Source organism: Bacillus sp. CGMCC 1.16607 (assembly GCF_042683745.1).
Lineage (GTDB): Bacteria > Bacillota > Bacilli > Bacillales > Cytobacillaceae > Pseudoneobacillus.
In genome coordinates this window covers 306,993-329,635 of the sequence record NZ_JBHUJX010000025.1, presented here as the reverse complement: position 1 = coordinate 329,635, position 22,643 = coordinate 306,993, and the positions used below count along the sequence as shown (strand labels likewise).

The 22,643-nt window shown below is 35.6% G+C and carries 21 protein-coding genes and 2 other annotated features; all 21 genes read left to right on the top strand.

The features are described 5' to 3' along the window. Positions 1-45: 45 nt before the first annotated feature. The 21 genes from der (at position 46) to ACFSO7_RS17965 (ending at position 22,609) form a co-directional block, all read left to right on the top strand. Complete coding sequence (gene der, locus ACFSO7_RS18065; protein WP_377878756.1) at positions 46-1,356, top strand: ribosome biogenesis GTPase Der; 1,311 nt, start codon at positions 46-48, stop codon at positions 1,354-1,356. A gap of 193 nt (positions 1,357-1,549) precedes the next feature. Then, positions 1,550-2,608 carry an NAD(P)H-dependent glycerol-3-phosphate dehydrogenase gene (locus ACFSO7_RS18060; protein WP_377878755.1) on the top strand — a complete coding sequence of 353 codons (1,059 nt, stop codon included), beginning with the start codon at positions 1,550-1,552 and terminating at the stop codon, positions 2,606-2,608. A 236-nt stretch (positions 2,609-2,844) separates the two neighbouring features. Continuing rightward, entirely contained in the window at positions 2,845-3,042 is a 198-nt protein-coding gene (locus ACFSO7_RS18055; protein ID WP_377878754.1) for a DUF2768 domain-containing protein, read from the top strand. Positions 3,043-3,069: 27 nt separating this feature from the next. After that, on the top strand, positions 3,070-3,783 hold the full coding sequence (locus ACFSO7_RS18050) for a hypothetical protein (protein ID WP_377878752.1): 714 nt from the start codon (positions 3,070-3,072) through the stop codon (positions 3,781-3,783). 313 nt (positions 3,784-4,096) lie between these two features. After that, positions 4,097-5,575, top strand: a complete 1,479-nt coding sequence (spoIVA, locus tag ACFSO7_RS18045) for a stage IV sporulation protein A (protein WP_377878751.1) — start codon at positions 4,097-4,099, stop codon at positions 5,573-5,575. Between the two features lie 593 nt (positions 5,576-6,168). Next, positions 6,169-6,441 carry an HU family DNA-binding protein gene (locus ACFSO7_RS18040; RefSeq protein ID WP_377878749.1) on the top strand — a complete coding sequence of 91 codons (273 nt, stop codon included), beginning with the start codon at positions 6,169-6,171 and terminating at the stop codon, positions 6,439-6,441. A gap of 193 nt (positions 6,442-6,634) precedes the next feature. Then, a complete protein-coding gene (gene folE, locus ACFSO7_RS18035) occupies positions 6,635-7,201 on the top strand; it encodes a GTP cyclohydrolase I FolE (protein ID WP_377878748.1) in 567 nt (188 codons plus the stop codon). A gap of 53 nt (positions 7,202-7,254) precedes the next feature. Beyond that, positions 7,255-7,491 carry a trp RNA-binding attenuation protein MtrB gene (gene mtrB / locus ACFSO7_RS18030; protein WP_377878747.1) on the top strand — a complete coding sequence of 79 codons (237 nt, stop codon included), beginning with the start codon at positions 7,255-7,257 and terminating at the stop codon, positions 7,489-7,491. 166 nt (positions 7,492-7,657) lie between these two features. After that, positions 7,658-8,479, top strand: a complete 822-nt coding sequence (locus tag ACFSO7_RS18025) for a heptaprenyl diphosphate synthase component 1 (RefSeq protein WP_377878745.1) — start codon at positions 7,658-7,660, stop codon at positions 8,477-8,479. 6 nt (positions 8,480-8,485) lie between these two features. Next, positions 8,486-9,193, top strand: a complete 708-nt coding sequence (locus ACFSO7_RS18020) for a demethylmenaquinone methyltransferase (RefSeq protein WP_377878743.1) — start codon at positions 8,486-8,488, stop codon at positions 9,191-9,193. Positions 9,194-9,231: 38 nt separating this feature from the next. Then, on the top strand, positions 9,232-10,194 hold the full coding sequence (gene hepT / locus ACFSO7_RS18015) for a heptaprenyl diphosphate synthase component II (RefSeq protein WP_377878741.1): 963 nt from the start codon (positions 9,232-9,234) through the stop codon (positions 10,192-10,194). Between the two features lie 86 nt (positions 10,195-10,280). Further along, positions 10,281-10,724 (top strand): nucleoside-diphosphate kinase, encoded by a 444-nt coding sequence (ndk, locus tag ACFSO7_RS18010; RefSeq protein ID WP_377878740.1) that lies wholly within the window; start codon positions 10,281-10,283, stop codon positions 10,722-10,724. A gap of 146 nt (positions 10,725-10,870) precedes the next feature. After that, positions 10,871-11,641: a CheR family methyltransferase gene (locus ACFSO7_RS18005; protein ID WP_377879471.1), complete on the top strand. Its 771-nt coding sequence runs from the start codon at positions 10,871-10,873 to the stop codon at positions 11,639-11,641. Between the two features lie 88 nt (positions 11,642-11,729). Further along, positions 11,730-11,963 (top strand) — a binding site (T-box leader). Positions 11,964-12,009: 46 nt separating this feature from the next. Next, positions 12,010-12,241, top strand: a binding site (T-box leader). 430 nt (positions 12,242-12,671) lie between these two features. After that, positions 12,672-13,754 carry a bifunctional 3-deoxy-7-phosphoheptulonate synthase/chorismate mutase gene (locus ACFSO7_RS18000; protein ID WP_377878739.1) on the top strand — a complete coding sequence of 361 codons (1,083 nt, stop codon included), beginning with the start codon at positions 12,672-12,674 and terminating at the stop codon, positions 13,752-13,754. A 640-nt stretch (positions 13,755-14,394) separates the two neighbouring features. Beyond that, positions 14,395-15,567 (top strand): chorismate synthase, encoded by a 1,173-nt coding sequence (aroC, locus tag ACFSO7_RS17995; protein ID WP_377878738.1) that lies wholly within the window; start codon positions 14,395-14,397, stop codon positions 15,565-15,567. Beyond that, positions 15,567-16,643, top strand: a complete 1,077-nt coding sequence (gene aroB, locus ACFSO7_RS17990; RefSeq protein WP_377878737.1) for a 3-dehydroquinate synthase — start codon at positions 15,567-15,569, stop codon at positions 16,641-16,643. The genes aroC and aroB overlap by 1 nt, the downstream gene beginning before the upstream one ends. A 41-nt stretch (positions 16,644-16,684) precedes the next feature. Further along, on the top strand, positions 16,685-17,800 hold the full coding sequence (hisC, locus tag ACFSO7_RS17985) for a histidinol-phosphate transaminase (protein WP_377879470.1): 1,116 nt from the start codon (positions 16,685-16,687) through the stop codon (positions 17,798-17,800). A gap of 61 nt (positions 17,801-17,861) precedes the next feature. Further along, positions 17,862-18,968, top strand: coding sequence for a prephenate dehydrogenase (locus ACFSO7_RS17980; RefSeq protein ID WP_377879469.1), 1,107 nt, complete (start codon positions 17,862-17,864; stop codon positions 18,966-18,968). Between the two features lie 48 nt (positions 18,969-19,016). Then, positions 19,017-20,306, top strand: a complete 1,290-nt coding sequence (gene aroA, locus ACFSO7_RS17975; protein ID WP_377878735.1) for a 3-phosphoshikimate 1-carboxyvinyltransferase — start codon at positions 19,017-19,019, stop codon at positions 20,304-20,306. Positions 20,307-20,431: 125 nt separating this feature from the next. Next, complete coding sequence (locus tag ACFSO7_RS17970; RefSeq protein WP_377878734.1) at positions 20,432-21,337, top strand: hypothetical protein; 906 nt, start codon at positions 20,432-20,434, stop codon at positions 21,335-21,337. A gap of 18 nt (positions 21,338-21,355) precedes the next feature. Continuing rightward, entirely contained in the window at positions 21,356-22,609 is a 1,254-nt protein-coding gene (locus ACFSO7_RS17965; protein ID WP_377878732.1) for a tetratricopeptide repeat protein, read from the top strand. The last annotated feature ends 34 nt before the right edge of the window (positions 22,610-22,643 follow it).

Sequence of the window (22,643 nt, the reverse complement as noted above, 5' to 3'; positions counted from 1 at the left end):
ATATAATATATGTCATTTATAGATAAAAGGGAAAGGGTGACTGCTTTGGTTAAGCCAGTTGTAGCCATCGTTGGAAGACCTAATGTTGGAAAATCCACGATATTTAATAGAATAGTCGGCGAAAGAATATCGATTGTTGAAGATATACCAGGTGTTACGAGAGATCGGATTTATAGTACAGGAGAATGGTTAACACATGATTTTAATATTATTGATACGGGCGGAATCGATATTGGGGACGAGCCTTTCCTTGAACAAATTCGTCAGCAAGCAGAAATAGCAATTGATGAAGCAGATGTTATTATCTTTTTGACAAATGGTCGTGAAGGAGTAACAGCTGCTGACGAAGAAGTAGCAAAAATCCTTTATAAATCGAAGAAGCCTATTGTCCTAGCGGTGAATAAAGTGGACAACCCGGACATGAGAGATCAAATCTATGATTTCTATGCACTTGGATTTGGTGATCCATTTCCTATCTCCGGTTCTCATGGTCTCGGTTTAGGTGATTTACTTGATGAGGTAGCTAAGCACTTCCCGAAAGATAAAGGGGGCGATTATGAAGAGGATATGATCAAATTCTCTTTAATCGGTCGTCCAAATGTAGGTAAATCATCCTTAGTGAATGCTTTGTTGGGAGAAGAAAGGGTCATTGTTAGTGATGTAGCTGGAACCACAAGGGATGCAGTCGATTCAATATATACGTATCATGGGCAAAAATATGTCATTATTGATACAGCTGGGATGAGAAAAAAAGGAAAAGTATATGAAAGCACCGAAAAATATAGTGTATTACGGGCATTAAGAGCTATTGAACGTTCCGATGTTGTCCTAGTGGTATTAAATGCAGAAGAAGGAATCATCGAGCAGGATAAAAAAATTGCTGGATATGCGCATGAAGCAGGACGAGGAGTTATCATTGTTGTCAATAAATGGGATGCAATAGAGAAAGACGAGAAAACGATGAATGAATATGAAGAAAAAATTCGTGATCATTTTCAATATCTCGATTATGCTCCTATTGTTTTCTTATCTGCTAAAACAAAAAAACGGGTTTTGAATTTATTGCCAATGATTAATACGGTTAGTGAAAATCATTCGTTACGCGTTGAAACATCTGTATTGAACGATGTAATTATGGATGCAGTAGCAATGAATCCAACTCCTACAGATAATGGTCGACGTTTGAAGATTTTCTATACGACACAAGTTGCTGTTAAACCTCCAACCTTTGTGGTATTTGTAAACGAACCTGAATTATTGCATTTTTCATACGAGCGTTTCTTAGAAAATAGAATTCGTGATGCCTTTGGATTCGAAGGTACACCGATTAAGATTTTTGCCCGTGAAAGAAAGTAGAGAAGCGAAAGCGCCTTGCTCAGCCCCGACAAGCAAATGCTTCGCGATACAGAAAGTCGTTCTTTGACTTTTTGTATCGCGAACATTTGACCTCGAGGGGCTAGGCGCTGAAGCTGGACAATTGTAGAGAAGCGAAAAGCGGCTTGCTCTAGCCGTTTTCGCTGGCCAATTATAGGAGAAGGTTGTGATAAGTATGCAACGAGTACAAAAGAAAGTAGCTGTTCTCGGAGCTGGTAGTTGGGGTACAGCATTATCATTAGTATTGGCCGATAACGGTCATGAAGTTCGGTTATGGAGTCATAATCCTTTACAGGTGGATGAAATAAACACCCATCATACGAATCAAAAATACTTACCTAAAATAGAGCTTCCTGAAAATATCGTGGCCTTTTCGTCTCTTCATGAGGCATTAACAAATATTGAAATTGTTATATTAGCAGTCCCAACAAAAGCAATTCGTGAAGTTTTAAGAAATATTCGTGAAATGCAAATGACAAAGCAACTAACCATTGTCCATGTAAGTAAAGGCATTGAACCGGATTCTTTATTAAGAATTTCTGAAATGATAAAAGAGGAGCTTCCTCCAATAATTCTAGGTAATGTTGTCGTTCTATCTGGACCTAGTCATGCCGAAGAAGTTGTTTTAAGACAACCTACTACAGTGACCGTTTCTTCTGAAAATATGGAGGTTGCTGAGGAGATTCAAGATTTATTTATTAATCAGCATTTTCGTGTCTATACGAACCCCGATGTGATTGGTGTTGAAATCGGCGGTGCTTTAAAGAATATTATTGCATTAGCAGCGGGAATAACGGATGGATTAGGCTATGGAGACAATGCTAAGGCTGCTCTAATGACTAGAGGATTAGCTGAAATTGCTAGAGTTGGAACGAAAATGGGGGCAAATCCGTTAACATTTTCCGGCTTAACAGGTATTGGTGATTTAATTGCTACCTGTACAAGCATTCATTCTCGGAACTGGAGAGCTGGAAACCTTTTAGGTAAAGGTCAGAGCTTACAGCAGGTATTAGACAATATGGGGATGGTAGTTGAAGGTGTACGTACAACGAAAGCAGCCCATCAACTAGCTGAGAAATATGAAGTACAAATGCCTATAACTGATGCACTTTATAAAGTACTATTTGATAACATACATCCAAAGACAGCTGTTGATCAACTAATGGCTAGAGGAAAGACCCATGAAATGGAAGACCTTGCCATTGCCCTTGATGAAAGAGGAGTGGAAAGTTAAATTCGTAAAACTTTTTTTCTTCGAAAATGGGCATTCGAGGATACGAATAGTACTTATTTAGCATACAATGCAACGAAGCACACTAGTAATTGAACTGTGTGGGCTATTTAGTCATAATAGATCCGAAGTAAAGAATTGCCCCTCTTTACTTCGGTCTATTTATGTATTGACGAATAATATTTCACCCTTTATTTCTCCATATGTTATAATTACCTTCGGAAAAAGGAGGTTTAATCATGTCACAATCGTTATTAAAAATGTGGATCTCCCTAGCGTCTATGGGGTTTATGTTCTTAGCTATTATTCTTATTTTTTTTAGTAGGTACAAGCTAAAGGGAATATTTAAATGGCTAACCGGCATTATTGCATACATATTGATGATTATATCAGGAATAATCATCATTTTTGTTGTCTTAAGTGGTCCAACCGCATAGCTATTATTACTAAAGGATTGAAAATAAATGAAAAAAAAGAATTATTTACTTTTAGTGTTTACTATCCTAATCCTTTCAGGCTGTATGTATCCTAAAGAAAAATTATCGCAAAATCAAATCCCATACGAAGACCAAATTGTTTCCGTTCAATCGGCAGTTCACCAGTTTCAAAAAGATAATGGTGGAATTCTTCCGATCAAAACAAAAGAGGGCACAACACCGATTTATCAAAAATACTTAATTGACTTCCAAAAAATTGTTCCAAGATATTTGTCAGATATACCGGGAAATGCATTTGAAAGTGGTGGAATCTTTCAATATGTATTAGTTGATGTTGAACAACAACCAAAAGTTAAATTGTTAGATTTAAGAATCACAGATACGATAAGAGATATAAAACTCCGTATTAGTGCGAATGGCGGATACCCTCCCTATAAGGAGAAAATTGGTGAAAATGTATTTTCACTTGATTTTAACAAAATAGGGTACAAAGAGGAACCGTTCGCGGTCAGTCCGTATACGAACGTAAATTTACCATTTGTGGTTGGCACGAACGGAGAGATCTATGTTGATTACAGAATGGATCTTTACAAAAAATTAAAAGAGGAAAAAAATATAGAATCCTTAACGAAAAAGGATATCAGATACTTATTAGTGAAAGATTCGATGTTTGTTCCAGCTTATTCTTTACCTTATTCGATCGATGAGCATACGAAAGAACCTGCTTTTATGAGCGAGTAATCTAAAGCAATTAGAAGGTTTTTTCAATAATACATTTCAAATAGGATTTTTAGTCATAACCTTTCATCTACAAAAATATATTGTAGGAGAAGGGTTTTTTCTTTTTGAATATTATGGCTTCTATTCCATCAAATTTGTAAAGTTCGGTTTGGAATACTAGCTTCAAAAAAAGAAATTGAAATAGGGAGGTAAAATAAATATTCAATAACTGTCATAAAAACATAGGACAACATCATAAACATATACTGTCCAACATGAATGAAATGGATATATTATTATCCCATATATTGTATGATGATCGGGAGGGGATCTCTTGGAAAAGGTAGATATTTTTAAAGATATCGCTGAAAGAACGGGTGGAGACATCTATTTTGGCGTTGTTGGTGCCGTACGAACAGGCAAATCCACTTTTATTAAAAAATTCATGGAATTAGTTGTATTACCAAACATGACAAATGAGGCCGAGAGAGCTCGTACGCAAGATGAACTACCACAAAGTGCAGCGGGTAAAACCATTATGACAACTGAGCCAAAGTTCGTTCCAAATCAGGCAGCAACAGTCCATGTCGGTGATGGTTTGGATGTAAATATTCGTTTGGTAGATTGTGTAGGCTATACAGTTCCAGGTGCAAAGGGCTATGAGGATGAGAACGGTCCAAGAATGATCACGACTCCTTGGTATGAGGAACCAATCCCATTCCATGAAGCCGCTGAAATCGGCACACGTAAAGTGATTCAAGAGCATTCCACAATTGGTGTCGTTATTACGACTGATGGGACGATTGGAGAGCTTACACGCAGCAGCTATGTTGAAGCGGAAGAAAGAGTCATTGAAGAGTTAAAAGAAGTCGGTAAACCTTTTATTATGATTGTAAATAGCGCTCAGCCACATCATCCAAATACAGAATCTTTACGGGCAAACTTATCTGAGAAGTACGATATCCCTGTCGTAGCCATGAGTGTTGAAGGGATGAGAGAAGCCGATGTTTTAAATGTACTACGTGAAGCATTATATGAATTCCCAGTATTAGAAGTGAATGTAAATCTTCCAAGCTGGGTCATGGTGCTGCGTGATAATCATTGGCTTAGAGAAAGCTATCAAGAGGCAGTAAAAGAAACAGTTAAAGATATTAAGAGACTTCGTGATGTAGATCGTGTCGTTCATCAGTTCAGTGATTATGATTTTATTGATCGAGCAGGTCTTGCGGGAATAGAAATGGGTCATGGTGTTGCCGAAATCGATTTGTTTGCACCAGATGATTTATATGATGATATATTAAAAGAAATTGTAGGTGTGGAGATTAGAGGGAAAGACCATCTCCTTGAGCTTATGCAAGATTTTGCCTATGCAAAGAGAGAGTATGATCAAATTTCGGATGCGATAAAAATGGTTAAACAGACGGGCTACGGGGTGGCTTCACCATCTTTAGCAGATATGAGCTTAGAGGAGCCAGAAATCATTCGACAAGGGGCAAGATTTGGTGTTAGATTAAGAGCTGTAGCTCCTTCTATCCACATGATTAAAGTGGATGTTGAATCGGAATTTGCACCAATTATTGGAACGGAAAAACAATCAGAAGAGCTTGTGCGCTATTTAATGCAAGACTTTGAGGATGATCCACTATCAATCTGGAATTCCGATATTTTCGGACGTTCACTTAGCTCCATAGTTCGAGAAGGAATCCAAGCGAAAATATCATTAATGCCAGAGAATGCACGTTATAAATTAAAAGAAACACTTGAGAGAATCATAAATGAAGGTTCTGGTGGTTTAATCGCCATTATCCTATAAAAGAGTAAAAAGGCTCCCGAAAAAGGAGTCTTTTATTTTTGCTAAGGAAACTATTAAATACTTCGATATGGATAACTTCTTAAGCTGTATAATCCACGTACAGCGCAAGCATCCTAGCCCCGACGTACAGGAAATACTAGTGTCGACAATGGGACAGGACGTCGCGTATTTGTCGACCTTGAGGTCAAATGACGCCTAAAAGAGGAGGTTAAAGAGCGATCCTCCTCTTTGGGATGGCATTTGCTTGTCGGGGGCTGATCAAGTGGCTCCGCGCTTTTGTTCTTGAAATCGATCATAAATTCCCTAAACTTATTAAAAATATGTATCTTTTGAGAAAAGATTCCTATTATTTCTTGAAATTTTCTTGATAAGAGTAAATGATTGTGATAATCTTTTAACAGAATTAGTGCTATAAATGCTTGAAGGCTTGCTATGAAAGGGTTTTAATCCTTTTTAGTCACTTTTAACGTTTATTTTTGAAAAATTAGCACAATAATTCATCTGTAACGTATAGAAATAAGAAAAAGTGTTTAGAAATGTAGGTAGATACCTATATTCTGATTCCAAACTTATTTCGGGAGGAGGTGAATGGCATGAACAAGACAGATTTAGTAAATGCAGTTGCTGAAGCTAGTGAAATTTCAAAAAAGGACGCTACTAAAGCGGTTGATGCTGTTTTTGACTCAATTTTAGAAGCTCTAAAAAGCGGTGATAAGGTTCAACTTATCGGATTTGGTAACTTCGAAGTTCGTGAGCGTGCTGCTCGTAAGGGACGTAACCCACAAACAGGTGAAGAAATCGAAATCGCTGCAAGTAAAGTACCAGCATTCAAACCTGGTAAAGCGCTTAAAGATGCAGTTAAATAATTACATAAAATACTGCTTTAAGCTAGAGCTTAAGCAAGAAGGCCATGGAATTCCATGGTCTTTTTTCTATTACGAGCAATTCCTACCTACTTTCTATGTATGGACTAATTGTTTTTGCTACAAACAAAGTGGTTATGCTAATATGAAATAAGTTACTTTATATGATAAAGACATCATACTGGGGGAAAGATTCATGGCTAGTGTTAATCGTGCCCAAATAGAGGAAGCGGTACGTCTAATTTTAGAAGCGATAGGAGAAGATCCAAATCGTGAAGGGCTACTAGATACTCCTAAAAGGGTAGCCAAAATGTATGAAGAAGTTTTTGAAGGTTTAAATCAAGATCCAGATGAATATTTCGAAACGATATTTGGTGAAGATCATGAAGAATTAGTTTTAGTGAAAGATATACCATTCTACTCCATGTGTGAGCATCATTTAGTTCCTTTTTATGGGCATGCACATGTAGCTTATATTCCTCGTAATGGAAAAGTTACAGGTTTAAGTAAACTAGCACGTGCAGTTGAAGCAGTATCGCGAAGACCACAGCTGCAAGAAAGAATTACTTCAACTGTAGCAGATTCTATTATGAAAAAACTAGAACCTCATGGTGTAATGGTGGTACTAGAGGCTGAACATATGTGTATGACAATGAGAGGGGTAAAAAAACCAGGAGCAAAAACTGTTACCTCTGCAGCAAGAGGAATTTTTGCAAAAGACTCTCAGGCGCGGTCTGAAATTCTTAGTTTAATAAAAAATTAAAAAATAGAACTCTCTTCATTTACGAATAATCAAAAATGGAAGTGAATGTACATATGGATAAGAAAATTACTTTTAACGGTGATTATGTAGTGATAAAAGCTATTGAAGATGGAGTAAATGTTATTGGGCTGACAAGAGGAACAGATACACGTTTTCATCATTCGGAAAAATTGGACAAAGGTGAAGTGATGATTGCTCAATTTACAGAACATACCTCTGCCATAAAAGTTAGAGGAAATGCTAAAATCATAACTTCTAATGGTGAAATTGAAAGTGAAGCAAAAAAATAAAGATTTAAATTCAAAATGAAAAAAGAGAATAATTCCAATTAACTACTTTATTAAACATGCCAACTTGGATTCTTTTATGGTATAATAATGACTGCCTTATGTCGCGAGAAATACACATTTTATAAATCCAAAAAGAATTCCGCGAGGGAAGCAAGGGTGATATGATTTGCAGCAAATAAAAACGCTAGTAACGGATATGAAAGAACTTGTACTTCACAAGATTCGTCATAACTACTTAAATAGGAATATTCAATCTCCATATATTGATGAAGATAAACTCCTTCTGATCATTTCTATGTTAGAACAACATGGCTTAACAAAAAAAGAAATGGAAGATTTTGTTGTCACGACCATGTTGATACAAATAGCCCTTGATACCCATGAAAATGTCTCTAACTCCTTATCAACAAGTGAGACGGATTCCAGTTTAAAACCTAGGCAGCTGACCGTGCTTGCCGGAATATATTATAGTAGTCTTTATTATAAAATCTTATCTGATACGAGTAATTTAGCAATGATTCGTCTCCTATCAGAGGGAATAAAAGAGATAAATGAGCACAAAATTCTTTTTTATCAGAACGATATTGATGAGATTGACCGACTTATGAATAGTATCATGATTATTGAATCCGCCTTACTGAGTAAGCTAGCAGCTTATTTTCAAGAAAGAAATTGGAATGAAATCTCTCCACATACTCTATTAATTAAGAGATTATTATTTGAAAAAAATAAACTAATTCAAGAAGGTACTTCTCCTTTATTTGAGGCATTAATGAAAATCGAGTTTCCAAATTTTCAACACACAGAATATACGATAGAACAACAAAAATACTTGGTTAGCATCTTGGATCGGTATATTCAAAGCTCTAAACAAATCATTGAGGAAAATATTCAAAATATCCCTCCAATAAATGAAACGTTAAAGAGAAGGTTTTCGATTTTATTGCATCAAATACCAAATGAAAAAACATTTGTGGAAGAGGGTTAGACTAGTATGCAGCAATCAAAAGAAGAGCGAGTGCATCATGTATTCGAAAAAATATACGATAACTATGATAAGATGAATTCAGTTATTAGTTTTCAACAACATATTAGATGGCGTAAAGATACGATGAAGCGTATGAATGTCAAGCCTAATTCTAAAGCATTAGACGTTTGCTGTGGTACAGCTGATTGGACGATTGCACTTGCAAACGCAACTGGTTCAAATGGAGAAGTTGTAGGGTTGGATTTTAGTGAGAATATGCTTAAAATAGGCCATAAAAAAGTTAATGAGTTAGGTCTAAAACATGTGAAGCTTATTCATGGTAATGCGATGGAATTACCTTTTGATGACAATTCGTTTGATTATGTTACAATCGGATTTGGTTTACGAAATGTACCAGATTATTTGCAAGTACTTCGTGAGATGAATCGTGTGTTAAAACCTGGAGGAATGGCAGTTTGTTTGGAAACTTCACAACCAACGATGATCGGTTTTAAACAGTTATATTATTTCTATTTTCGATTTGTGATGCCTGCCTTTGGCAAATTATTTGCTAAAAGCTATAAAGAATATTCTTGGCTTCAAGAATCAGCTCGGGATTTTCCAGGTATGAAACAGTTAGCTAGTATGTTTGAAAACGCTGGTTTTAAGAATGTCTACTATAAGCCTTATAGCTTAGGTGTAGCTGCTGTTCATATTGGTTATAAAAAAGAGTAAAGAATAAAAAAGCTAAATGGTAAAGCTGGTGGATTCAGATGAAATTAAAAATGATGTACTCATTTTTGAATTCGGATATTAATATGGTTGAAAAAGAGCTTGAGGCCGCGATTCAAACAGAATCGCAGTTATTACGACAAGCTTCTTTGCACATACTACAAGCTGGAGGAAAAAGACTTCGTCCAGTTTTTGTTTTGCTTGGTGGGAAATTTGGTCAATATGATATTAATACGATCAAAAATGTAGCGGTTGCTTTAGAGCTGATCCATATGGCGTCCCTGGTGCATGATGATGTGATTGATGACGCAGAGCTGAGAAGAGGAAAACCAACCATTAAAACAAAGTGGGACAATAAAATTGCCATGTATACAGGTGATTACATTTTTGCAAGAGCGATTGAGTTAATGACAAAAATTGAAAAGCCTGTTGCTCATAAAATTTTATCAAAAGCCATTGTTGAACTTTGTATTGGTGAGATCGAACAAATTAAAGATAAATACAACTTTGATCAAAATTTAAGAGATTATTTAAGAAGAATTAAACGAAAAACAGCATTGCTCATAGCTGTTAGCTGTCAACTCGGGGCTGTGGCAGCTGGAGTAGAGGAAAATTTACATAATACTTTATATCGATTCGGCTATTTTGTTGGAATGTCCTTTCAAATTACGGATGATTGTCTAGATTTTACCGGGACAGAAAAAGAACTTGGAAAACCTGCTGGAAGTGACCTAGTACAAGGGAATATAACATTACCTGTACTTTTCGCGATGGAAGATGAAAATTTAAAAAGAAAGATATGTAGCGTCCATGAAGATATGGACAGAGATGAACTTTCAACGATTATTCAATTGATCAAAAATTCCGGTGCCATTGAACGTTCATTAAAAATGAGTGATCAATATCTTGAAAAAGCACTTCAAGTTTTAGATGAACTCCCTAACAATAAAGCTAAGAAGACTTTTAAAGATATTTCTAAATACATTGGACGTAGAAAAAATTGATATAGTTGATAAATTTTCTAAACAATGTTACTATTTTTCTGGATTATCACGAGATAATAACTTACATATAATTAGGAGTGGAACAAATGGAAAAAACCTTTTTAATGGTCAAACCTGATGGAGTACAACGCAATTTAATCGGTGAAATCGTTTGCCGATTTGAAAAGAAAGGTTTCCAATTAGTTGGAGCAAAATTAATGCAAATTTCACAAGAACTAGCTGAAGAGCACTATGGCGAACATAAAGAGCGTCCTTTCTTCGGAGAACTTGTTGACTTTATTACTTCTGGACCAGTGTTTGCAATGGTTTGGCAGGGTGAAAATGTTATCGCAACTGCACGAGGAATGATGGGTGCTACGAATCCAAAGGATGCTGCAACAGGTACGATTCGTGGAGATTTCGGATTAACAGTAGGTAAAAACATTATTCACGGTTCTGATTCTCCAGCGAGTGCAGAGCGTGAAATCGGATTGTTCTTTAAAGAAGATGTACTTGAATACAGCAAAATTGTAAATGAGTGGATCTACTAATTTATAAGGCACTTGCATGTTATGCAGGTGCCTTTTTTCTTTTTATTTTCGAATTTATAACAAAAAACACTCTCCAAAATTTTTTTATTTCCGATATAATTAATAAGAATGAATAAAAAGAAGATTTTTCAGGGGAGTTCACTATGATTGATGATTACCAAAATTTTGTTCAGAAAATGAAAACGAAAACGGGGATCGATTTAAATTTATATAAAGAAGCTCAAATGAAACGAAGACTGACTACGATGTATGAAAAAAAAGGTTTTCAGTCATTTGACGATTTTTTTATATCGATAAATAAAGATTCGAATTTATTAAATGAATTTTTAGATCGAATGACCATCAATGTTTCTGAATTTTATCGAAATGCGAAACGATGGGAAGTTCTCGAAAACAAAATCCTTCCAAAATTATTAGAAAATAATAAACGATTAAAAATCTGGAGCGCAGCTTGTTCAACTGGTGAAGAGCCATATACGATTGCTATGATTTTGTCTAATTTAGTTCCTTTATCGCAAATTGACATTTTAGCTACAGATATCGACACGAATGTCATTGCAAAAGCAAAAATGGGGGTCTATTCTGAGAGATCTTTAAACGAAGTTCCAGCTGAAATGAAAAAGAAATATTTCACTAAGGATGGAGACTATTTTCGAATAGATGAAAGTATCAAAAAAACGGTTACTTTTAAAAAGCAAAATCTGCTTTCTGACCCATTTAATGGTCCATTTGATTTAATCGTCTGTAGAAATGTGCTAATTTATTTTACAGAAGAGGCAAAGGACAAACTATACCAAAAATTTAGCCAAGCACTAAAACCAGATGGTATTTTCTTTGTTGGAAGTACGGAACAAATCTTTAACCAAAGCGTTTATGGTTTTGAAACAGAGGATACTTTTTTTTATCGAAAAAAATGAAAAGTTATTTGAAAAAATAATTTTCTGAAAAATACTATTGACATTTCTAAAGAAAAACTATTATAATTCAAAACAACATATTAATTTTAACAATGCATTGAAGGGAATCAAGTAATGTTTATCTCACTGTTATAGAGAGCTGATGGTTGGTGTGAATCAGTACAAAGATAAATATGAATTTCAATCCTGGAGCTTCTTTTTCGTAATAAAGGCTAATAGCCTTTATGAAGGGAAAGACGGTCGAATGATCGTTAACAATAAAGAGTGGTAGATGATTTCTGTCTACAACTAGGGTGGTACCGCGATTATTATCGTCCCTACTGAGTGAATCAGTAGGGACTTTTTGCATTTAAGTATACAATTGAATAAGCTAAGCAATGAGAGGATATTTAGTAATGTTTGTTTCCCTGTTTCAGAGAGCTGATGGAAGGTGTGAATCAGTACAAAAGCAAACGTGAATTTCAGTCCTGGAGCATCTTTTTCGTAGTAAAGACATGTCTTTATGAAGGGAAAGACGGTAAGTATGACCGTTAACAACGAGAGAGGTAGATGAAGTTTGTCTACAACTAGGGTGGCACCGCGATAACCATCGTCCCTACTGGAAAACCAGTAGGGACTTTTTTTTTCAAAATTAGAAGGAGTAACTTTTGTTCATTGAAAATTGAATAGCTAATGGGAGAAAAGAAATTCTCGTATCATTTTTTATTATTGACAGTAAATTTAATATATACTATAGTTACTTTAACGCTTAAAAGCGTTTAAGTGCGAAAATATATTTAATTTATTAAAAAATAATAGTGTCTTCAGTCGAAGTAGTAAGATATTATGCAGCATATAGAGACTAGATGATTTGGTGAAAATCTAGGCATTTATCGTATGAAATACAGCTGAGTTTAATAGGACACATTTAATTAAGTGGGTAAATCATGATGATTTATCAACTAGGGTGGTACCGCGGAGCTTCTTCGTCCCTATGGATGAGGGGCTCTTTGTCGTTTTTTACACTTAACATTTTAGGGAGGCAATTATAATGGGAAACAATGAATTAATGAATTTACGTCAAAAGGTGGATAATATTAACTCACAGTTGGTATATCTATTAAACGAGCGAGCAAAGATTGTTCAAGAAATTGGTCAGCAAAAGAAGCTACAAGGTACAAAACGCTTTGATCCAGTAAGAGAGCGAGAAGTGCTCGATATGGTTGCAGAACAAAATGAAGGACCATTTGAAACATCTACACTTCAGCACATATTTAAAACGATTCTTAAAGCTAGTCTTGAGCTTCAAGAAGACGATAATCGAAAAGCATTATTAGTTTCACGTAAAAAGAAACAAGAAAATACCATTGTAGATGTAAAAGGTGAGTTGCTAGGAAGTGGCATACAAACATTTATCATGGGACCTTGTGCTGTCGAAAGTCTTGATCAAGTTCGTATTGTTGCGCAAGCGATGAAGGAACAAGGAATTAATCTAATGCGTGGAGGAGCTTTTAAACCTAGAACATCGCCTTATGATTTCCAAGGTTTAGGAATAGAAGGATTACAAATTTTACGACAAGTAGCTGATGAGTATGATATGGCAATCATTAGTGAAATTTTAAATCCCAATGATGTAGAGATGGCACTTGATTATGTTGATGTGATTCAAGTAGGCGCGCGAAATATGCAAAATTTCGATTTATTAAGAGCTGTAGGGAAGGTCAACAAACCTGTATTACTAAAACGTGGTTTAGCAGCAACGATTGATGAATTTGTTCATGCAGCCGAATATATAATTGCACAAGGAAATGACCAAATTATATTATGCGAGCGTGGTATTCGCACATACGAAAGAGCTACGCGTAACACCCTTGATATATCTGCAGTACCGATTTTAAAGAAAGAAACTCATCTGCCTGTTGTGGTCGATGTAACTCATTCAACTGGAAGGAAGGATTTACTTCTTCCAACGGCAAAAGCAGCATTGGCTATCGGTGCAGATGCAGTAATGGCAGAAGTTCATCCAGACCCAGCAGTTGCATTGTCAGATTCAGCGCAGCAAATGAATATCAAAGAGTTCCATTCATTTATGAGCGAATTAAAAGGTTTCAAAAATAAATTAGCTTCCATTTGATTTGATTTTTCTATGTCTTCGTTAACTTTGTTACTTTTGACAAGTAGAATGGTTGATTTCCACTGCAGGTTGCTCGCTTTCCGCGAGGCAGGCGGTGAGCCTCCTCGGAGCATAGCTCCTGCGGGGTCTCACCTGTCCCGCTACTCCCGCAGGTGTCTCGCACCTTCCGTTCCAATCAACCTCTATAAAACCTGTTTGTTTTTCAAAAACATCAATCTTTTAGAAAGCTTGTATTCATTAAGTAAATATCTTTTAAAGTACTACATAATTTTAAATCTGAGTTGATTGAAGCGGAGGTCACTTGACTCCTGCGGGAAATAGAGGGAAATGGGAGACCCCACAGGCGGGAACGCCGAGGAGAAGAAAAGCGGAAGCGCCTTGCTTAGCCCCGACAAGCATAAGACGCTCCCGGAAAGAAGGCGTTCTTTGCCTTCATTCCGGGAGTGGCTTATGACCTCGAGGGGCTAGGCGTTGCAGCTAGATAGGCTCCGATCCCTCCCCGCGGAAAGCAAGTGACCGTAGCGGAAATCAACGGACAAACTTGAACGACAAAAATAATAAACTATGCTATAGAAGCCTTTTTTTAAAAGGCAAATGCTATTATAAAACATTTATGAGTTGAAGGAGGAATGAGCTTTTAATGAGATATTTAACTGCTGGGGAATCCCATGGACCACAATTAACAGCTATCGTAGAAGGCTTGCCAGCTGGGATTCCATTAACGGAGGAAGATATTAATAGAGAACTTGAAAGACGGCAAAAAGGTCATGGTAGAGGTCGAAGAATGCAAATTGAGAAAGACAAAGTCCAAATTTTATCCGGAGTCAGACATGGTTTATCTCTAGGATCTCCAATTACATTAGTTGTAGAAAATAATGATTGGAAGCATTGGACGAAAATAATGGGCTCTGAACCTATTTCTGAAACTGAAAATGAAGAAATTAAAAGGGTAATTACTAGACCACGACCTGGTCATGCTGATTTAAACGGTGCTTTAAAGTACGGACATCGAGATATGAGAAATGTGTTAGAAAGATCCTCTGCAAGAGAAACGACAGTTCGAGTAGCTGCAGGTGCTGTCGCTAAAAAACTTTTATCATTACTTGGTATTGAAGTTGCTTCACATGTAATTGAAATTGGAGGAATAAAAGCTGAAGAGATTGCCTATGTCTCTTTGGAAGAACTAAGACAAATGACGGAAAACTCTTCGGTTCGTTGTGTAGATAAAAACGCAGAAGAGAAAATGAAAGAAGCGATTGATTCTGCAAAAGCAAATGGTGATTCTATTGGTGGGGTAGTGGAAGTGATTGTTGAAGGAATGCCTCCTGGTGTAGGTAGCTATGTACATTATGATCGAAAATTAGATGCAAAAATTGCAGGTGCTATAGTTAGTATCAATGCCTTTAAAGGTGTAGAATTTGGAATTGGTTTTGATGCAGCTAGAAAGCCGGGCAGTCAAGTTCATGATGAAATTGCTTGGACAGAGGAAAAAGGCTATTATCGTAAAACCAATCGATTGGGAGGTTTTGAAGGAGGAATGTCTACAGGAATGCCAATTGTAGTAAGAGGAGTAATGAAACCTATTCCGACTTTATATAAACCTTTACAAAGTGTAGATATCGAAACAAAAGAAGCTTTTGCAGCTAGCATTGAAAGATCGGATAGTTGTGCAGTTCCTGCTGCTGCTGTAGTTGCTGAAAGTGTTGTAGCATGGGAAATCGCTTCTGCTATCGTTAGTCAATTTTATAGTGACCGTTTGGAGTCGTTACAGCAAACCATTCAAGCTCAAAGGGATTTCGCGAGGGATTTTTAATGGAGCTAATAAATATCTCGACTGAATCTAAATCATATCCAGTTTTTCTTGGATCGAGGACAATTGACGAATTTCCAAAATTTATAAAAAAAAGATTCACGAAGATGAGTAAAATGATCCTTATTACAGATAAGTTGGTAGCGGATCTCCATTTGTCCACATTAGAACATGTATTAAAAGACTTTGATTATTGTACTTATATCACTCCTATCGGTGAAGCAGCAAAAACATTTGAAGTCTATTATGATGTTTTAACTTTTGCTCTTGAACAAAAGTTAGATCGAAATTCTGTCCTTCTAGCTTTTGGGGGAGGGGCAATTGGAGATTTAGGTGGATTTATTGCCTCAACCTTTATGAGGGGAATACCGTTTATTCAAATTCCTACTACCATCCTAGCACACGATAGTGCGGTTGGTGGTAAAGTAGCGATCAATCATCCAGTTGGGAAAAATATGATAGGTTCCTTCTATCAACCTGAAGCTGTTATTTTTGATTTAGATTTTATTCAAACCCTTTCCCTAAAAGAAAAACGATCTGGGTTTGCTGAAGTCATAAAGCATTCTCTCATCCATGATAATTCCTTTTATAATTGGTTAGTCCAAAAGATTAGAACTTTAGAAACATTGGATATGGATCATTTACAATGGATGCTCTCAGAAGGAATAAAAGTAAAAAGGAAGTTTGTAAGCAATGATGAGAGGGAACAAGGAGAAAGAGCGTTTCTAAACTTGGGGCATACTTTAGGTCATGCCATTGAGGCTGAAATGGGCTACGGAAAGATTTCTCATGGTGAAGCGGTTATTATCGGCATGATTTTCGCTTTGAAATTAAGCATTGAAAAATTAAATCTAGAATTTGATCTAAACAACTTCATTTATTGGCTAAAGGAATTGGGCTATCATACGTCTATCCCGAACGAATTATCGATTAAACAACTAATCGAACGTATGAAACAAGACAAAAAATCGGTAAAAGAAGAAATAAGAATGGTGTTATTGTCTAAAATTGGTCAGCCTGTTCTAACGCCGATTTCAGAGGAAGAAATAATAATAATCATGAGGAAGTCATTTATGTGAGCCGATATGTTCTGAAATTATTTGACCTTGAGGTGAAGAAATTGAAGATAAAACAGCAACTACATTCCTTAAAACCTTATCAACCAGGAAAATCAATTGAAGCAGTTAAAAAACAATTTGGATTGGAAAAAATCATTAAGCTAGCATCCAATGAAAATCCATATGGGAGTTCTCCTAATGTGAAAAAGGCAATTATACAGATGGATGTACCATATTCTTTGTATCCAGACGGACTTGCTTCACCTTTAAGAATATCAATGGCCAATTTTCTAAATGTAAATCCCGATCAACTAATGTTTGGAAACGGATCTGACGAGATTATTCGAATCATTTCAAGGTCCTTACTTCATAAAGAATGCAATACGGTAATGGCAACCCCAACTTTTCCACAATACAAACATAATGCGATTATTGAAGGAGCAGAAATACGTGAAGTTTCATTGATTAATGGCGAGCATGATTTATCTAACATGCTTCAAGCGATTGATGAAAAGACAAATGTAGTTTGGCTATGCAGTCCGAATAACCCAACAGGAACTTATATTAAGAAAGATCAAATCATTTCGTTTTTAGATCAAGTACCAAAACATGTTTTAGTTGTTTTAGATGAAGCGTATTATGAGTATGTTCATGAACCCGATTACTATCACTCACATGAGTTCATTCATCTTTATGAAAACCTAGTTATTTTAAGAACATTTTCGAAAATTTATGGATTAGCCGGATTTAGATTAGGTTATTGTATAGGCAATTCGGTGATTATTAAAGGGCTTGAACCTTCAAGGGAACCATTTAATGTAAATGCTTTAGCACAAATAGCAGGTGAAACAGCCTTAAAAGATCAAAATTTTGTTGAACAATGTAATAAGGCTAATCAAGAGGGATTACAACAATTTTATCAATTCTGTAAAAAAAATGAGTTGCACTATTTTCCTTCACAAGGAAACTTTATTCTTATTGATTTTAATCAAGATGGAGATGAAGTGTTCCAATATCTATTAGAACGTGGGTATATCGTCCGATCTGGGAAAGGGTTAGGCTTTCCTACTTCAGTTAGAATCACGATAGGATTAAAAGAACAGAATGAAGGCTTAATCCAAGTGTTAGGCACATTCCTTGAACAGAGAGAAACAATTGTTGAAAACACTTTGGTTTAAATGATTATATCTGAAAAATGTTACTAGATTAATAACTGGGATTCAAAAGGTAGTGAGTAAATTGGAAAAAAGTGTGTTTATAATAGGATTAGGATTAATCGGAGGTTCGTTGGCTCTATGTATCAAAAACGTTCATCCTAACATAAAGATTTTTGGCTACGATATTAATAAGGTTGAAATGAATAAGGCTGTAAAGCTTGGAATAATAGATGAAATGGTTGAAGATCTTCCAAAAGGTGCCAAAAATGCTGATTTTATCTTTATATCTGCTCCAGTACTCGAAACGGCAAAGATTCTTGGGGAATTGGCTAATTTACCTTTAAAAGAAGGTGTTATCATTTCCGATACTGGAAGCACTAAAGTGGAAATTGTTAAAGCAGCAAAACTACTTAGGGAGAAAAATATTACTTTTATTGGTGGTCATCCTATGGCTGGCTCTCATAAAAGTGGTGTGTTAGCTGCGAAATCCATTCTTTTTGAAAATGCCTTTTATTTATTAACACCTATAGATGGGATAGCAGATGAAAAAATTGAAAGTCTAAAAACATTATTAAACGGTACAAATGCGAAATTTTTAATAATGAGTGCAGAAGAACATGATAGACTAACGGGAGTTATCAGTCATTTTCCACATTTGATAGCTGCCTCAATCGTGCATCAAGCAGAAAAAAGTAGCAAAAATCAAGCATTAGTGCCGCGTCTAGCTGCTGGTGGTTTTCGTGATATAACTAGAATTGCATCCAGTAGCCCTGAAATGTGGAGAGATATTTTACTACACAATAAAGCAGTGTTGGTTGATTTATTAAATGATTGGATAAAGGAAATGGACTATGTAAAAGAAATAATCGAACAGGAGAATGCTCAATCAATTTTTGATTACTTTCATAAAGCAAAACAGTTCCGTGATTTACTACCCATCAAGGAGAAGGGTGCGATTCCAGCCTTCTATGATTTATTTGTTGATGTTCCTGATTTCCCTGGGGTGATATCGGAAGTAACAGCTTACTTAGCTGATGAAAACATCAGTATCACTAATATACGAATTATTGAAACTCGTGAGGAAATCTATGGAATACTCGTTATTAGTTTTCAAACGGATATAGATCGCAGTCGAGCAATGGAATGTATTAGTAATAAAACAAATTATGCCGTTTCAGTTGATTCTTAATTTTTTTTAGCAATTAACACCTCATTTCTAAATAGAAAGGATGGTTAGATGGGGACTCAAAAGTTAATCCATAATATACATAAATTAGAAGGTCATTTAAACATCCCTGGAGATAAGTCTATTTCGCATCGGTCAATTATGTTTGGAGCAATTGCGAATGGGAAGACAACAGTTACTAACTTTTTGAAAGGTGAAGACTGTTTAAGCACCATTGCTTGTTTTAAAGAACTTGGGATCGATATTGAAGTGAATGATGACTTGATTACGATAGAAGGTAAAGGGTGGGAACATTTAAAAGAGCCTGTACATGTATTAAATGTAGGTAATTCTGGGACTACGATTCGATTAATGCTCGGCCTACTTTCGGGTAGACCTTTCCATGCTGCCATTGTTGGTGATGAATCGATTGGCAAACGACCAATGAAACGAGTAATCAATCCTTTAAGGGAGATGGGTGCAAAAATTAACGGTAGAAATAATGGAGAGTTTATTCCTATTTCCGTTGTAGGTGGCGATTTAAAGCCAATTAGCTACAATTTGCCAGTAGCGAGTGCTCAAGTAAAATCAGCATTATTACTTGCGGGTTTGCAAGCAGATGGAATAACCCAGATTATTGAACCGACTAAAACTCGAGATCACACGGAAAGAATGATTCGCCAATTTGGTGGAGAAATCAAAACAGATGGATTATCCATTGTCCTAAAGGGCCCTCAAACTTTAACAGGAACAAAAATTAATGTACCGGGAGATATCTCATCGGCTGCATTCTTTCTAGTTGCAGGAGCAATTGTACCTGATAGTAAAATTCATTTAAAAAATGTCGGATTAAATCCGACAAGAACTGGTATCGTTGATGTTTTAAACAATATGGGTGCAAATATTTCTATCGTCTCGAAAAATGAGGAATCATATGAGCCAGTTGGTGAATTGATTATTCAGACATCTGAACTGGTAGGATCGATAATCGAAGGAGAATTAATACCGAGATTAATAGATGAAATTCCTATTATTGCTTTGTTAGCTACACAGGCGAATGGAACAACTGTGATTAAAGATGCAGAGGAATTGAAAGTAAAGGAAACGAATCGAATCGATACAGTGGTTAATGAATTGAACAAACTCGGAGCAGATATTGTAGCAACTGAAGATGGAATGGTCATAAATGGTCCAACAAGACTTCATGGTGGGAAAGTATCAACGCATGGGGATCATCGTATTGGAATGATGTTAGCGATCGCTGCATTAATTTGTAAGGAAGAAGTGTATTTAGAAGATTCTGAAGCCGTTGCGGTTTCATATCCTAATTTTTTTAATGATTTATCCGGACTAATTAAATAAAAATCACTTGGAAATCCGCAATTATGCGGATTTTTTTGCATCGTAAGTAATCTAACTTCAATATAAAGTCATATTTTCTAGTATTTTTCATAGCTTGTCTTAAGACCAAAAATTGGAGTGGTTTTATGACTTATATTATTGAAAATGCTAATATTCTAAAAGAAAACGAACTTGTCACAACCTCATTCCTGGTTAAAGAAAATCATATTGCCTATATGAGCAGCCATTTTCATAAATATTCATTTATGAAAATGAACGGGGAGCCATATATAATGACTCCAACTTATGTGATTTTTGATCCTCTTATTGATTTACCTGTTTCCTTTCAAGAGAAAAGGGATTATTTCCTCAATCAGTTTATTCAAAAGGGCTGTACTACCTTATTGACGATAGTTGAAGTGAAATATGAGAGTGAGTTACAGTCAAAATTAAAGAGTAGAAAAGTGGAGCTTCTTAATTCACCGATTGATTATGTCATAGGGGTGAAAATTCCTCTTCGAACGATTAGCTCTAGTTTTGTAAGAAAGTGCAAAAGAGAAAAAATACCCGCTATTTTTATTGAAATAAAGGAATCAGATGATCTTACTTCGGTTCCATGGGGGTGGGTACGAGAAGCTATGTTCCCCTATAATAGTCCATTAATCCCGATATTTTCAGATAATGACCTTCATAATAACAAAAGATTACTTCTGGAATGGAACAGAATCCTCGATGAGCATAAGATCAATCATATTTCTTCTACTCTAGATGAGAAAGTACCTCTTCAAATGAATGTGTTAAGTAAAATTGGAATATTCCCATTAAAGTCAAGCTTAATTCAAGGTGCTGAAGTAAGTTATAATCTGTATAAAAGAAATCGGGAAATCAAGAATATTGATGTTATGAGTCTGTTTCATTATCATAATGATAGACTACTTATTACGGTTCATAAAGGTGTTGTTATTCGAGCTGAAGGAAACGAGAGTTTATTTCGTTCAGGCTTTGGTGAGTATGTTTTAATTAATACTCCGTCATATTTTTCAATTTCTTAATACAGAAAGGAAATAAACATGCAAATCGTTGATGAAATTATTTTATTACTTGAAGATGGTCAGCAATCGGAAGCGTTAAAAAAATATAAACAGGTTTTAAAAAATGGGGAATCTGAAGTTCAATTTGATTTAGGTGAAAAACTTTTCCAATTAGGTTTTTTAGAAGAGGCCAAATCCTTATTTGAAACACTTCTTAAGAAATATCCAGAGGAAGGGGAACTTCTAGTCTTTTTAGCTGAAATCTATCTTGAACTTGATAACGAGAACCATGCACTACATTTATTAGAAAGCATACAAGAACAGGATTCTTCGTTCCCACAAGCTTTAATGTTATTAGCGGATTTATATCAAATGCAGGGGCTATTTGAAGTTAGTGAACAAAAAATTTTAAAGGCAAAAAAGATTTTGCCGGATGAGAAGATAATTGATTTTGCCCTTGGGGAACTATATGCAGAGCAAGGGAAACTAACTGAGGCGATTGAATCGTATCAACAGGTATTAAATGAAGCGACCGAAATCGCAGGGGTAAATTTAAACCAACGTTTAGCGGAAGTTTTAAGTGTATCAGGCAAATTTGAGGAAGCACTTCCTTATTATGATAGAGCTTTAGATGAAAAATTAGAAATTAATACTCTTTTCGGTTATGCATTTACCGCATATCAGGCAGGTTATTATCGGACAGCGATAGAGAAATTTATCGAATTGATGGAGCTTGACCCTGAATATCATTCGTTATATCTTTACTTAGCAAGGTCATATGAGCAAGAAGGTGAGCTTGAAGAAAGTTTTCGGATAATAAAGGAAGGCATTAAACAAGATGAATTTAATAAAGATTTATTTCATTATGCTGGTAAAATCGCTTTAAAATTAGGACAAGAGGAAGAAGCAGAGGAATTACTAAGACAAGCACTTGTCCTAGATCCAGGCTTTACTGAGGTTGCTTTAGTTTTAAACAAGCTTTTTATCCAAAATGAACAATATGAAAACGTACTTGATCTAGTTGAGTATATTGAAACGTTAGACGAGGAAGAGCCCCAATTCCTCTGGGATGCCGCCATCTCTTATCAAAAAACAGAAAATTATTTGCAGGCATTAAACAAATATGAGCGTGCATATACTTTCTTTAAGAATAACACAGACTTTTTAGAAGATTACGGATATTTTTTAATGGAAGAAGGAAAAACAAAGGAAGCTGCCGAAATTTTTAATAAGCTATTAAAAGAAGATCCAAGTAATGAAGAGTATCTAGAAATACTTGAAAGATTAGTCTAAAGATAATCCATTTAGGATGAATAAGCAGAGGAGG

What these genes read in the sequence shown, in the direction of transcription:
- ACFSO7_RS18000 (WP_377878739.1), top strand. Translation starts at nt 12,672, where the DNA reads ATGGGAAACAATGAATTAATGAATTTACGTCAAAAGGTGGATAATATT.
- hepT (WP_377878741.1), top strand. Translation starts at nt 9,232, where the DNA reads ATGAAATTAAAAATGATGTACTCATTTTTGAATTCGGATATTAATATG.
- ACFSO7_RS18020 (WP_377878743.1), top strand. Translation starts at nt 8,486, where the DNA reads ATGCAGCAATCAAAAGAAGAGCGAGTGCATCATGTATTCGAAAAAATA.
- mtrB (WP_377878747.1), top strand. Translation starts at nt 7,255, where the DNA reads ATGGATAAGAAAATTACTTTTAACGGTGATTATGTAGTGATAAAAGCT.
- ACFSO7_RS17965 (WP_377878732.1), top strand. Translation starts at nt 21,356, where the DNA reads ATGCAAATCGTTGATGAAATTATTTTATTACTTGAAGATGGTCAGCAA.
- ACFSO7_RS18060 (WP_377878755.1), top strand. Translation starts at nt 1,550, where the DNA reads ATGCAACGAGTACAAAAGAAAGTAGCTGTTCTCGGAGCTGGTAGTTGG.
- ACFSO7_RS18055 (WP_377878754.1), top strand. Translation starts at nt 2,845, where the DNA reads ATGTCACAATCGTTATTAAAAATGTGGATCTCCCTAGCGTCTATGGGG.
- aroB (WP_377878737.1), top strand. Translation starts at nt 15,567, where the DNA reads ATGGAGCTAATAAATATCTCGACTGAATCTAAATCATATCCAGTTTTT.
- aroC (WP_377878738.1), top strand. Translation starts at nt 14,395, where the DNA reads ATGAGATATTTAACTGCTGGGGAATCCCATGGACCACAATTAACAGCT.
- ACFSO7_RS18050 (WP_377878752.1), top strand. Translation starts at nt 3,070, where the DNA reads ATGAAAAAAAAGAATTATTTACTTTTAGTGTTTACTATCCTAATCCTT.
- folE (WP_377878748.1), top strand. Translation starts at nt 6,635, where the DNA reads ATGGCTAGTGTTAATCGTGCCCAAATAGAGGAAGCGGTACGTCTAATT.
- ACFSO7_RS17970 (WP_377878734.1), top strand. Translation starts at nt 20,432, where the DNA reads ATGACTTATATTATTGAAAATGCTAATATTCTAAAAGAAAACGAACTT.
- ACFSO7_RS18040 (WP_377878749.1), top strand. Translation starts at nt 6,169, where the DNA reads ATGAACAAGACAGATTTAGTAAATGCAGTTGCTGAAGCTAGTGAAATT.
- ndk (WP_377878740.1), top strand. Translation starts at nt 10,281, where the DNA reads ATGGAAAAAACCTTTTTAATGGTCAAACCTGATGGAGTACAACGCAAT.
- aroA (WP_377878735.1), top strand. Translation starts at nt 19,017, where the DNA reads ATGGGGACTCAAAAGTTAATCCATAATATACATAAATTAGAAGGTCAT.